This window comes from Enterobacter sp. HSTU-ASh6 (genome assembly GCF_026319105.1).
In the GTDB taxonomy this organism is placed as follows: domain Bacteria; phylum Pseudomonadota; class Gammaproteobacteria; order Enterobacterales; family Enterobacteriaceae; genus Enterobacter; species Enterobacter sichuanensis.
Genome location: NZ_WSPD01000038.1, coordinates 1 through 13,140, shown reverse-complemented (window position 1 = coordinate 13,140; position 13,140 = coordinate 1). Strand labels below are relative to the sequence as shown.

The following is a 13,140-nucleotide window of genomic DNA, read 5'->3' as shown; positions in this document are numbered from 1 at the left end:
CCATGGGTAAAGGATGTTAAAAAGTGTTCACCATGTCCCCGAACACCTGTCTACCATGTCCCCGGACTGTACACGGGAGAGGGCCGGGGTGAGGGCACCAGCGCGCAGAGGACCCAATCACTCCCCAAGCGTCGCCACCATCACCGCTTTAATCGTATGCATCCGGTTTTCCGCCTGGTCGAACACGATGCTCGCCGCCGACTCGAACACCTCGTCCGTCACTTCCATCCCGCCGTGCAGGTCGAACTCCTTCGCCATCTGCTTGCCGAGCGTGGTCTGGTCGTCATGGAACGCCGGCAGACAGTGCAGGAACTTCACGTCCGGGTTACCGGTGAGCGCCATCATCTGCGCGTTCACCTGATACCCGCGCAGCAGCGCAATCCGCTCCGCCCACTTCTCTTTGGCTTCGCCCATCGATACCCACACGTCGGTATAGATAAAGTCCGCGTCCTTCACGCCCGCCGCCACGTCTTCCGTCAGGGTGATCTTCCCGCCGTGCTTCTCCGCCAGCGCGCTGCACTCCGCCACCAGGCTCTCTTCCGGCCAGCAGGCCTTCGGGGCTACCAGGCGCAGATCCAGCCCGGTCAGCGCCGCCGCTTCCAGCATCGAGTTGCCCATGTTGTTGCGCGCGTCGCCCGCGTAGACCAGCGTCATCTCGTTAAACGCCTTGCCCGGCAGGTGCTCCTGCATGGTCAGCAGGTCCGCCAGCAGCTGGGTCGGGTGGAACTCATTGGTCAGCCCGTTCCACACCGGCACGCCCGCGTACTGCGCCAGCGTTTCGACGACTTCCTGACCGTGGCCGCGATACTGAATGCCATCGTACATCCGCCCGAGTACGCGCGCGGTGTCCTTAATTGACTCTTTATGCCCAATCTGGCTGCCGCTCGGCCCTAAATAGGTAACGCGAGCGCCCTGGTCAAATGCGGCAACTTCGAAAGAGCAACGTGTACGGGTCGAGTCTTTTTCGAAGATGAGCGCGATGTTTTTACCGGTAAGCTTCTGTACTTCCTTGCCATTTTTTTTATCGGCTTTGAGCTGTGCGGCAAGGGTCAGCAGAGAAGTGAACTGTGCAGGGGTAAAGTCGAGCAATTTCAGAAAGTGTTTCTTGTACAGATCAGACATTTTATCCTCACATGGCGAACGCCACTTATTGAATTAAAATTCACTTTATATGTGTAATTATTCATTTGCAACCCCGTTTCACAAATCTTTCCAACAAAGGTGGAGGCAAACCCGTCCGTGTGTGAAAATAGAAGTATCTGCCGCACTTTAAAGAGGATTGAGCCATGGCAAACCCGGAACACCTGGAAGAGCAACGCGAAGAGACGCGTCTGATTATTGAAGAACTGCTGGAAGACGGTAGCGATCCGGACGCGCTGTACACCATCGAGCACCATTTCTCTGCGGATGATTTCGACGCGCTGGAAAAAATGGCGGTAGAAGCCTTCAAGCTGGGTTACGAAGTGACCGAGCCGGAAGAGCTGGAAGTGGAAGAGGGCGACACCGTCATCTGCTGCGACATCCTGAGCGAAGGCGCGCTGAAGGCGGAGCTGATCGACGCGCAGGTCGAACAGCTGATGAACCTGGCCGAGAAGTTTGACGTGGAATACGACGGCTGGGGAACCTACTTCGAAGATCCGAACGGTGAAGACGGCGAAGAAGGCGACGACGAAGATTACATCGACGAAGACGACGACGGCGTGCGTCACTAAGCGTTTCAGGCGGTGGCGCGCGCCACCGCTTTTTCAAGGCAGAACCATGGATTACCCGCAGATACTCGCCCCCGTACTCAACTTCCTCCAGTGCCCGACCCCGCAAGCATGGATTGATAAAGCCCGCGACCCGGCGAACCTGCCGCTGCTGCTCACCGACCACATGGTGTGCGAGCTCAAGGCCGCCCAGACCGCGCTGCTGCTGGTGCGTAAATACGTCGCCGACGAAAGCGGTGCCGACGCGCTGCTCGACTGGCTCAAACCCTACGAACAGTTCACTTTCCGCGACGGCCCGGAGCCGGACTTCATCGCCCTGCACAGGCAGATTGGCAAAAGCGTGATGCCCAAAACCGACGACCCGTGGGGCCAGGCGCTCATCGACAGCATGGTGCTGCTGATTAAAGAGGAGCTGCACCACTTCTGGCAGGTGCGCGAGGCGATGCTGGCCCGCGACATTCCGTACGTCAAAATCACCGCCAGCCGCTACGCCAAAGGGATGCTGAAGGAGGTGCGCACCCACGAGCCGCTGACGCTTATCGACAAGCTTATCTGCGGCGCCTACATCGAAGCCCGCTCCTGTGAACGCTTCGCCGCGCTGGCCCCGTTCCTCGACGACGACCTGCAGAAGTTTTATCTCTCGCTGCTGCGCTCGGAAGCGCGCCATTATCAGGACTACCTGACGCTGGCTCAGCAGGTGAGCGACGACGATATCTCACCGCGGATAAAGCTTTTTGGCGAAATTGAAGCCACACTTATCTCGACACCGGACAACGAGTTTCGCTTCCACAGCGGCGTGCCGGTGTAAACCGGCATAGCGAAAGGATAAGGATGCGAGATGAATAAAACGTGGACCCGTATTGTGATTGTCGTCATCGCGGCCGCCGCCGTGGCGTTCTGGGTGTACTTCGACAAACAGCGTATGCAGCGCACCCCTGAACAGCAGCTTGATACCACCCTCAACACGATGCCCGCCTGGCAGGTGATTAAGGAACAGGAACCCGCGTTCCAGAAGCGCATCCGCGAGCAGATCCTCACCATGCAGAAAGCGGGCGAGTCTGAACAGCACATCATCGACGTCATCCAGCCGCAGATTTTGACCCTGCAGATGTCGCGCCTGCAGCACGCCCCGGACGCCAACGTGGTGGATTATATGAAGGCTAACATGGAGCAGACTGCCGCCATCCAGAAGGTGAGCGACGACGCCTGTTTCCGCTTCCTCTACCCGGCGGTGAAAGGGGGCGTTAACCCGATGCGGGTGCTGGATAAAGAGATGATGGCCCGGCGCATGCAGGCCGACGCCGACATGATGCGCGCGGCCTACGGCAAAAACAGCCACACCGTGACCCCCGCCGAACGCGAGGCGGCTGTCGAGGATGTACGACCGATTATGAAGCAACTTGCCGATAAGTACGGCGAGGACATCCAGCTGCTGCAGATACCCGAGAAGGCGGTGGGCAAAGAGAAACTCTCCTGCGATATGGTGCAGGAGATGTGGGCCAAGGTGCTGGCGCTGCCGGAGCAGAAGGCGGCGAGGGTGATTCGGCTGGCGGTGTCTGAGCTGGACTGACGGTAGCGCTGGTTTTTTGGGCACTTAGCGCGGGTTTAGCGCGTCGTCGCTTGCATGGCGGCGCGCGACAGGTATAATCCACAACGTTTCCGCATCCCCTTCAGTGCCGAAGTGGCGAAATCGGTAGACGCAGTTGATTCAAAATCAACCGTAGAAATACGTGCCGGTTCGAGTCCGGCCTTCGGCACCATACAAAGCTTTTTTCAAGTCTACCAACGTCTACTTTAGTCCATAAAAACAGTAAGTTAAGCGAGTTTCTCACTTTGCTTAGTCTGTTCACGTCTACTCAATTCCTTGAACATATACCAACTGATGATGGTATAACTGATGGTATTCCCGGTTCGATTGATTTTGGTACCAACACTGGAGGTATCAACTGATGGCACTTACTGATATCAAAGTTAGGACTACCAAGCCCTCCGACAAACCTTTCAAACTTACAGATGGGCAGGGTATGCACCTGCTGATCAACCCCAATGGTTCAAAATACTGGCGACTCCAATACCGTTTCGATGGCAAACAGAAAGTTTTAGCATTGGGAGTTTATCCAATAGTCTCTCTTGGTGAAGCTCGCAGGAAACGAGATGAGGCCAAAAAGTTGGTATCTGATGGTATCGATCCTTCCGAGAAGAAAAAAGTAGACAAGATCGAGCAGAGCGAAGCTCTGACATTCGAGGCTGTCGCAAGGGACTGGCATACTGCCTGTAAAAGGAAATGGTCTGATTCCCACAGCGAGAGAGTTCTAAAAAGCATGGAAGATGGTCTCTTTACTGCTATTGGTAAAAGAAAAATATCCGAACTTAATACCAGAGATCTTCTTGCCCCTATCAAGGCTGTTGAAGCTTCCGGGCGATTGGAAGTTGCTTCCCGATTACAGCAAAGAACAACGGCGGTAATGAGATATGCTGTCCAGAACGGGCTGATAGATTACAACCCTGCTCAGGAGATGGCAGGAGCTATTGCGGTAGCTAAAAGAGTCCACAGGCCAGCTTTGCCATTCGAACGATTCTCAGAACTTTTAGAACGAATTGATAGTTTCAAGGGTAGAAAACTCACGAAGTTAGCCGTGAAACTCACATTGCTCATTTTCATTCGTTCAAGTGAACTTAGGTTTGCTCGTTGGTCAGAGATAGATTTCGACAATGCCATGTGGACTATCCCTGGGGAACGTGAGCCATTGCCAGGGGTCAAACATTCTCATCGAGGCTCAAAAATGAAGACCCCACACCTCGTGCCGTTAAGTCGCCAGGCTATAGAACTCCTCAAAGCTATCAAAGAAATCAGCGGTGAATGTGAACTTGTGTTCATTGGTGATCATGATTTTAGAAAGCCTATGAGTGAAAACACGGTAAACAAGGCTTTAAGGTCTATGGGCTACGACACTACGGTTGAAGTATGTGGACATGGTTTTCGTGCGATGGCATGTAGTGCGTTGATCGAATCGGGAAAATGGTCAAGGGATGCTGTTGAACGGCAGATGAGCCACCAAGAGCGAAACTCCGTTCGTGCTGCCTACATTCATAAAGCAGAACACCTTGATGAAAGAAGGCTTATGTTGCAGTGGTGGGCTGATTACCTTAATGCCTTGAAAGATAGGTTTATCAGTCCCTTTGATTTTACAACAAAGTAGCTTGATCAACGATTAACTATCCACTGGCATAGCCGTGTGATATGATTACAATGGCTATATTTTTAATTTAAATTTAATAGGTAAAAAATGTCCACAATTAACCCCGCAATTTTTTCTTTTTTCTCTGGTTCAGGATTTCTTGATCTTGGATTTGAAAAAAATGGTTATGAAGTGGTTTTCGTGAATGAATACCATGCTCCGTTTATGGATGCATATAAACATTCGAGGAAAAAATTAAATATAGCACCACCTCGTTTTGGGTATGCAGAGTGCAGTATTGAAGATGTAGAACATGAAAAAATTAAGTCTTCTATGCTTCAACTTAAAAATGAGGGGCGATTGACTGGATTTATTGGTGGTCCACCATGCCCGGATTTCTCTGTAGCGGGTAAAAATAAAGGTCGAGATGGTGAAAACGGTCGGCTTTCACAAAGCTATATTGATATCATTCTTGAAATGAAACCAGATTTCTTTCTTTTTGAGAATGTTAAAGGTCTATACCGTACCAGTAAACATAGGGAATTTTTTGACCATTTAAAAACTCAATTAGAATCGGTTGGTTATTGTTTGCATGAAAAACTAATAAATTCTATTGAATATGGTGCTCCTCAAGATAGGCAACGAATCATATTGATTGGTTTCCTTGATGAAAAATATGCAAGCCAATTCAATTGGGGGCAAAGAGTCTACCCTGAAAGAACTGCATTTGAATATAAATGGCCGACGACAAACCAATTTTCAGAAAACACTTCTGTTATAAAACCAAAGGGTATCCCAGAAGAGTTAACAGTAGAGCATTGGTTCAAGAAAAACCAGGTTGATAATCATCCAAATGCAAAGCATGTATTCGCGGCAAGAGCAGGGCTTGCGAGGTTTTTGACTGTCGAAGAAGGGGATGATAGTAAAAAATCCTATAAAAGGTTGCATAGATGGAGATTTTCACCAACTGCTGCTTACGGTAATAATGAGGTACATTTACATCCTTATAAACCAAGAAGAATTACTGTTGCCGAAGCATTAGCAATTCAGTCTTTACCAAAAGAATTTGAATTACCTGCTTATATGACTCTGTCTAATATGTTTAAAACTGTCGGTAACGGTGTACCCTACTTAGCAGCGGCCGGTATTGCCAAATCTATTATAGAGCATTTAGGAATCGAATATGAGAGTAACTGCGGCGAACTTAGCACAGGCGATTGCCAATCTACCAAGAAACACGCAGTTTAATTATGTAAATGTGCGAAATTCGGGAAGAATCATTGTAACGAATGTTCAACTTCCCGAAGGCCCAATAGAATTCAAAAGATTCGATCCAAAAAAGGGTGAGACACTGCATAGTTCTAAATCGGAAAGCATCTCCACACAAATGTTGTGGAGACTGGCTAATGCTTTACAGGAAGATGTCCCTGTCAATTTGGATCGTATTTTTGGTGCAAGCTATAATACACGTGCTGTTCTCGAAAGCCTTTTGGCCCATACTCCTGAGTTTTATTGGTGTAAGCTTGATCGCCTTGAGGTAATGAACACTCAGAAAAATATTAAAAAAGGTCACAAGCACCTTATTTATAGACCAAATGACCCACATGAAAATGGTGTAGCAATAGAACATACTACTAATGTTATAATTTCTGAAATGAATTTAGATGTTGTCCATCAATCAGTTGATATAGAGACAATCTTACCTACTAAAGGAATGACGATTGAGGAAAAAAGACGTCATGCACAAATTCAAATCTCATTAGTAAAAATAGGTCATTACTTAGGTTATCGGACATGGGTTGCAGCAAATGATCGAGGCCTCCAATATAATGGAAAATCTATAGCCCAAATGGATGGGGTCATAGATAATTTAAGAAATGAACAAGTGCTTCAATCATATGATAAAGCTATCAAAGAAGCTCGGCTTATAGATTGTATTTGGTTTCGAAATGGAAAATTAATGCCTGCAGTTATGGAGATTGAGCATAGCACTGGTATTAAAAGTGGTTTGGTAAGGATGAAACAATTTTATGATTATGCACCACAGTTAAAAAATATACGTTGGACCGTTGTGGCACCTGACGAATATAGAAATAAAGTTATAGAGTTTTCTAATATGCCACAATTTAAAGAATTAGATACTCGATTCTTCCCCTATTCTGCTGTAGAGGAACTCTATTCATTATGTGCAAGAAGGAATCCTCAAGGAATTACAGACGATTTCCTCGATGCATTCATGGAAAAGTGTGTGACACATTAGTACTCCATAATCAGTTACCGGAGCAAATTACTTTGCTCTGGTTGATTAACTGAAAATTAGTATTAAAATCTGAAGGTGTTTATTTTATAAATAAATATCAAATGTAATGTTATTTTCAATAATTATTTCTAAGAGCGGTTTATGAGAGCAATTAGCCCCTTTGAGGAATTGAAGAACTGGTTTAATCTTGATAACTACGAACCGATAAAATCGTTTACAATCAAGGAACTACATAGAGAAATTGTCTTTAGAGAAGTGATTTTTGATAGCATAAATTTTGAATGGGAAGATGAAAATCAAAATTTGAAGTCAATCCTTGACGGTAATCCCATTTTAAGTAGACAAGAAAATTATTATGATCCCTATGTTAAGGGACAAAAACATGTTGTACAGATAAGTTTCGGTGATATAGAAAAATTAGAGAAAAAACTAATAATGTTTGATATGGATTTCTTTGAACAGAATGGTGATTTCAAGAAAGAATTAAAAAATAAACCCATAACACAAACCATGAGAGACTTTTTTCTCAACAAAAATAGCAGCAAGATGTATGTATCATTTGATTTGGGGTTATCTAGTGATGAGGAAATTATATCAGCCCTGCAAACTATGCTTCCAACTCTAAGGAAAGAATACGAGATTGACCCAGTAAAAACAGAAAAGATAGGGCTCGCAAAAATAAGAAAACTTGTCGATTACAACATTATTCCTATGATGGACTTACTAATTTGGTCAAAATTCAAAAAAGCAAAAATCTCAAATATGGTCTTGTCTCGTGTGTTGTATCCTGATTTCACTCACGAGATTAGAGGCGAAGATCACATTAAAGATACAGACAGGCCCATTGCTGAGAAGGCTTTAAATGGAGAGATAACTCGTAGTTTGGAGTACTTTCTTAGTAAAAACAGTCATCTCATCAACATACCGATTTCAGAACTCGGATCTCTCTAGCTATAAATCATCATGCAATTGTCAAGGGGATGGTGAAAATATTTTTCTTCCCCTAAATTTCTCTCCATTCTTCCCTCATCTAAATTTTCAGTTATCAGCACTCCCTTCATAGATACAAATCTGTGTGGCTAATATCTCCTTAACGGAAGCGGAGGAGACAGCCAAATGAATACAACCAATCAAAGCTTAATTCGTTTACCAGAAGTCTTGAAACGAACTGGTTTCGGCAAGGCCTGGATCTATCGTCTGATCAGTGAAGGTCGGTTTCCGGCACCCGTTAAGATCGGAATTCGTGCCGTTGCTTTTGTCGAGAGTGAAGTTGACGAGTGGATTCTATCAGTTATCGAAACAAACAGAATTAAAGTTGCTTAATTAAACCTGGGAGAGATTTTTATGAATATCGAAGAATTTATGAATGAAGAAAACCATATGTGCAATTTAGGCGAGGATCTTTTTTGCAAGATCTTCGAACCCGGAGCGATTTATGATTTGCCGAATAGCGATTTTAATAAAGAAATCATTTACTGGCTCAGTCAGTATCTTGTCGGAAATTTGAGACAACCTTTAGACGCGATCTCTGAGCTTGATATTTTCGAGCAGTTTTATGTTTACGAGACATGGTTCTCGCTAATTAAATGCCCAGATGAAATTAGAAATTTATCGAAACGGATAATTCGATATCAGATTGGGTTGAAAACCATTCTTTGAAAGAACCTATATTTAGTGCTATTTTGTAAATTGCATTGTTGAAATGATAGTGCTATTTGCTTTTTGATTTACAAAACACCTTTAACTTCTTTTAAAATAATGGGTTAACTATTTCAAGTGAAAAGAAAGGATTATAATATCCCTCTAGAGGGATATTATAAATTTTCGGCCGGTATGCGTCATTGTAAAAGGGAATAATGTTAAATTCAGGAAAATATATTTGTAAATTGCTTATGTTATATGCTTTATTTATTTTCACTGACGATTAAATGTAAATAGAGGCGATATGACTTTGAAATATAAAATAAAAAGATTGAAGAATAAGGATGGTATCAGAAGTTGCATTATTATTAATGAGAGCAACGGATTACCCTTGGTTTATTCTAACTTATATATGAGTGTTATTTCACGAACAAATAGCTATTCATTTTCAACAATGGAAGCAATAGCAAATGCTTTGCTTTTATTTGAAAGATATAATGCTTACATGAATGTGGGGGTTTTTGATATGGTAAATCCTGATATCGAAAAACTTGTCTCGAACAAAGGATATTTATTCGGGTTAATGAATGCCCTTTCTTACAGAAACGACTTAGAGAATGTTACAAGCATTCTTAAAGAACAACATGTCTCTAAAAGAACCCTTTATTTCAAGATAATGACAATTGAAAATTACGTCAAATGGTTTTTTGATAACATTGCTATCAATAATATAGATTCTTCTCGTTATGAAGCAATCAGTCGAGCATTTGATTTTATAAAGCCAAGAATAGAGAACGGAAAGAATTACAATATTGAGAGCGAAAGCAAATCATTGACAAATGAGCAAGTTACAACTTTGACTGATATGGTAAGTGTTAAATCTAAGATTAATCCATTTTCGGAGCATGTAAGGTTTCGAAATAATCTAATAATTAAAATTTTGTTAGAGACAGGTATTAGGGGAGGGGAACTACTTAATATTAAGTTGGTTGATTTTGACTATGTCCACAAAAGTCTATGCATAGTAAGAAGGCCAGATGATCAAAACGAACCACGATTAAGGCAACCATTGGTTAAAACTTTAGAAAGAAAAATACCATTGAGTATAGAATTGACTGAGTTAATACAGAATTATATTAGTGATTTCAGAGGTAAGCAGTGTCATGCAGGGGAGCATGACTATCTGCTTGTTACTCATAGCAGTAAAGGTCAATTAGGTCATGCATTAACTATTTCAGGTTATCAGAAAATTTTCGAACAAATTAGGAAAAATAGTAATATATTGAGCGATATTGTGGGGCATTCGCTAAGACATACTTGGAATGTGAAATTCTCAGAAATGATGCTCATGAATTCGAACTCTCAGGAATATATTACTTATGAGAAAGTAAGAAATTATCTTATGGGGTGGAAAAAGAATAGTACAACCTCAGATATCTATAACCAAGCATTTATAGCACAAGAAAGCCGAAAAATAATGGCTGTTATTAATCCACTCAAAAACATAGTAGAGGACAAATCCAATGTTTCAAACTCTAAGAAAGCTACAAGAAAGTCAATATTCGGTTTTTGAAACCAAGGATGGTAATTTCAAAGTGAACTTTTCTTATTCCAAGTGGAAGATAAGTGAAAGTATAACATTGAACATTGATTCTTTAAGAGTGGTCATCAGTGCATATATACCTATCAAAACCACTTTGGCATATTTCGCTATAAATTATAGTGCCAGTTATACTAAGAAAATGTTTTATGCAGTAAAGCATTACATTAAGGCCTGTAATACGAATGATAGCTTGTTTTCTAAAGATTGCATAAAGTATTACTATAAAGTTGTGAGCTCATTAGATTACACACATGCAGAGACAGTCAAATATTTTTTTATGAAGATGAGTGGTCTTTACCCATCTTTGTTTTCGGCAGAAGCAATCATATTTTTAGAAAATATTAAAGTTAAAAAAACAAATGCAAACAAGTCTATAAAGACACATGATTATAAAAAAGGTCCCTTTAGTGACTCGCAATTAAAGGTAATTATAGATTCTGTAGCGATAGCTTATAAGGAAGAAAAGGTAAGTCTGTCAAACTATCTGCTAACCTTCCTTGTTGCATATTCCGGGCGGCGACCTATGCAAATATCTCAACTTGAAGCTGGTGATCTCTTGGCTTTTAATGGAGAGTACTTTCTCAATATCCCAAGAATTAAACAACGAAATGGATATAGAAAAGAGTTTAGAAAATTACAAATTCCAGAAGAGCTTTTTAGCCAATTGACATATCTCGTTGAAGCTGTGAATTCGCTGGTCAGTGACACATTAAAAATCGATTTAAGTGAAAAACAAAAGAGAAAACTACCAATTTTTATAAACACATATCCATTCAAAAAAGGATGTGTTGAGCTAAACATGATTGAAAGTGGTGGATTAAAACTTAACCCCTATGCCATAACACTAAAAATAAGGAACACTATAAATCGTTCAATAAATGAATATCAAGCCTATCTGGGGTGTATAAATTCGCGCAGATTTAGATATTCATTAGGCACTAAGGTTGCACAATTGGGTTATAATCCTTCACTGATAGCAAATGTTTTGGACCATTCTTCAATCAATTCTGTTATGAGTTATATAGAAAATACAGCGGAAAATGGCAAGAGAATTAATGAAGCTGTAAATGAACTAATGAAGCCACTGGCTAACAAATTTATTGAGGGAAAAGAGCTTCAGAAAGAGTTAGATTCTTTGAAGCATTTGATAGAAGAATACTGCGGTGGATATAAAACTAACTCTTTTGATAATACAGCAATATCGTTAGTAACTAATTCTATCGACGATATGATCAATAGCATTTAAAAGAAGGATAAAGTGATGAAAGAAATCCATGATAAAATGATTAATAACTTCATTATCGCTAATAAGGCTCATGCGAAAAATTTTGGAAATTTTGAGTGGGATAATTCAAGTTGGGGAGGCGGAATTACATTTTTTAGCGGAATCAAGGTTAGAATGGGGAACAAGAATAAGAAATTAATGAATTATAACATTGCAGAGTTCGCAAAAGCATATGTATGGCATGAGTGCTTTCATGATTTATCTGTAGCTTTCAGAGTGCTGAGATTATTTAGGATATTAGAAATTGCCATAGGTAAAACAAATAAAGAAGTTAAGATTTCAAGTATAGATCATAAAGTATTAGATGAAGTTATGACTATTGTTCAAGAAAATTTTGCAATATCCACTTCTTATAAAATATATTTAGATCTTAGGGTATTATGTTCTTTTATGTCTAAGAACGAAATGTTGCCAGAATCCATTACACGATGGTCATATCCATTTAAGGCATATGATGCTTACACAAATAGCACAATGGATTCGATGGGAAATTTATCCAATCAGAAAAAACTTCCTGATGAAAAGGCTATAGATTTTATTGGTAAAATATTTAGCTCTAATCCAGTTAATGAAAGGGATATATTTACATCTTCTATTTTTGCATTGCTCTTATGTGCTCCATCTCGAATTAGTGAAATTATGCTTTTAGAAGAGGACTGTGAAGTTATAGTTGAAGATAGTAATGGCATATCAAGATATGGTTTGCGATTTCTTTCTCTGAAGGGCTTTGGATACAATACCAAATGGATTCCAGACTGTATGGTTTCTGTAGCTTCAAAGGCTATCATGCGATTGAAAAAACTTACAAGGAATGCAAGGGTTGTTTCTCGGTTAATAAAAGCAGGGGAAATTAATTTATACGAGTCATTAAACAAAAGTGCGTTTGATTGTTTAACAATTGAAGATCTCCACAAACTTGGCTTTGTTATAAATCAATTAAATATCTCCCAAGAAAATCTAAAATTCTTGGCTAAGATAAAACATGGCAAAGTCAGTGTAAAAGCATTTTGGATTTATATAGAGCGAAAGAATGTTAATTCTGAAAATATTAATGCTAATTTATGCTCCATAAATCATAATTTATTGGACTCTATCAAGGGTGCTGATATTTTTACAACAATTAAGGCATCTTCAAAGTATTTTAGAGCGGATTTTCGCACCGATAATATGAATAACATATTTCATAGGAATATACATTTTAACTGTGATGGTTCTGTTTTAATTTTCCGCAGCCATCAAATTAGACATTTACTTAATACTATAGCTCAACGAAGCGTATTGTCAGAGATACAAATTGCCCAATGGTCTGGGAGAAGGAGTGTTAAGCAGAATTCAGTATATGATCATATGTCTCACAACGAGTTATCAGAACTATCAAGGAAACTATTGAACGGAAACACCTACGAAGAAACAAAAATTTCAGCATCTTCATTTAATGAACAATCGATTATTATGAATTTGAT

14 protein-coding genes and 1 tRNA gene are annotated in these 13,140 nt (G+C 41.4%); 13 read left to right on the top strand and 2 right to left on the bottom strand.

From position 1 onward, the window contains the following. Window positions 1-117: 117 nt before the first annotated feature. Together argF and argL are read right to left on the bottom strand one after the other, a co-directional pair. The gene (gene argF / locus GM298_RS23095) at window positions 118-1,122 is read right to left on the bottom strand and encodes an ornithine carbamoyltransferase (protein ID WP_045284465.1); all 1,005 of its coding nucleotides are present in this window, start codon (window positions 1,120-1,122) and stop codon (window positions 118-120) included. Next, on the bottom strand, window positions 1,092-1,187 hold the full coding sequence (gene argL / locus GM298_RS23090) for a putative translational regulatory protein ArgL (RefSeq protein WP_213014347.1): 96 nt from the start codon (window positions 1,185-1,187) through the stop codon (window positions 1,092-1,094). Before argL ends, argF begins: the two co-directional genes overlap by 31 nt. 99 nt (window positions 1,188-1,286) lie before the next feature. Between argL and rraB the strand changes: the two genes are divergently transcribed. The 13 genes from rraB to GM298_RS23025 all read left to right on the top strand — a co-directional run. Further along, a complete protein-coding gene (gene rraB / locus GM298_RS23085) occupies window positions 1,287-1,712 on the top strand; it encodes a ribonuclease E inhibitor RraB (protein ID WP_025759886.1) in 426 nt (141 codons plus the stop codon). Between the two features lie 46 nt (window positions 1,713-1,758). Continuing rightward, window positions 1,759-2,517 carry a tRNA isopentenyl-2-thiomethyl-A-37 hydroxylase MiaE gene (gene miaE, locus GM298_RS23080; RefSeq protein ID WP_003862942.1) on the top strand — a complete coding sequence of 253 codons (759 nt, stop codon included), beginning with the start codon at window positions 1,759-1,761 and terminating at the stop codon, window positions 2,515-2,517. 30 nt (window positions 2,518-2,547) lie between these two features. Further along, on the top strand, window positions 2,548-3,279 hold the full coding sequence (locus tag GM298_RS23075) for a topoisomerase II (RefSeq protein WP_095449576.1): 732 nt from the start codon (window positions 2,548-2,550) through the stop codon (window positions 3,277-3,279). Between the two features lie 105 nt (window positions 3,280-3,384). After that, window positions 3,385-3,469 (top strand) — tRNA-Leu (locus GM298_RS23070). Window positions 3,470-3,658: 189 nt separating this feature from the next. Beyond that, window positions 3,659-4,909: a tyrosine-type recombinase/integrase gene (locus tag GM298_RS23065; protein WP_004200777.1), complete on the top strand. Its 1,251-nt coding sequence runs from the start codon at window positions 3,659-3,661 to the stop codon at window positions 4,907-4,909. 87 nt (window positions 4,910-4,996) lie between these two features. Further along, complete coding sequence (locus tag GM298_RS23060; RefSeq protein WP_001399625.1) at window positions 4,997-6,136, top strand: DNA cytosine methyltransferase; 1,140 nt, start codon at window positions 4,997-4,999, stop codon at window positions 6,134-6,136. Beyond that, window positions 6,072-7,148 (top strand): hypothetical protein, encoded by a 1,077-nt coding sequence (locus tag GM298_RS23055; protein ID WP_004171733.1) that lies wholly within the window; start codon window positions 6,072-6,074, stop codon window positions 7,146-7,148. The genes GM298_RS23060 and GM298_RS23055 overlap by 65 nt, the downstream gene beginning before the upstream one ends. 141 nt (window positions 7,149-7,289) lie before the next feature. Further along, window positions 7,290-8,099, top strand: a complete 810-nt coding sequence (locus GM298_RS23050; RefSeq protein WP_004200781.1) for a DUF6387 family protein — start codon at window positions 7,290-7,292, stop codon at window positions 8,097-8,099. Between the two features lie 165 nt (window positions 8,100-8,264). After that, the gene (locus GM298_RS23045) at window positions 8,265-8,471 is read left to right on the top strand and encodes a helix-turn-helix transcriptional regulator (RefSeq protein WP_004200782.1); all 207 of its coding nucleotides are present in this window, start codon (window positions 8,265-8,267) and stop codon (window positions 8,469-8,471) included. A 21-nt stretch (window positions 8,472-8,492) separates the two neighbouring features. Then, window positions 8,493-8,807, top strand: a complete 315-nt coding sequence (locus GM298_RS23040) for a hypothetical protein (RefSeq protein WP_001399628.1) — start codon at window positions 8,493-8,495, stop codon at window positions 8,805-8,807. A 286-nt stretch (window positions 8,808-9,093) separates the two neighbouring features. Next, on the top strand, window positions 9,094-10,362 hold the full coding sequence (locus tag GM298_RS23035) for a tyrosine-type recombinase/integrase (protein WP_017896069.1): 1,269 nt from the start codon (window positions 9,094-9,096) through the stop codon (window positions 10,360-10,362). After that, window positions 10,313-11,638, top strand: a complete 1,326-nt coding sequence (locus GM298_RS23030; RefSeq protein ID WP_266155397.1) for a tyrosine-type recombinase/integrase — start codon at window positions 10,313-10,315, stop codon at window positions 11,636-11,638. The genes GM298_RS23035 and GM298_RS23030 overlap by 50 nt, the downstream gene beginning before the upstream one ends. A 15-nt stretch (window positions 11,639-11,653) precedes the next feature. Beyond that, window positions 11,654-13,140: hypothetical protein (locus GM298_RS23025; protein WP_266155396.1), on the top strand; the 1,487-nt coding region annotated here is incomplete at its 3' end.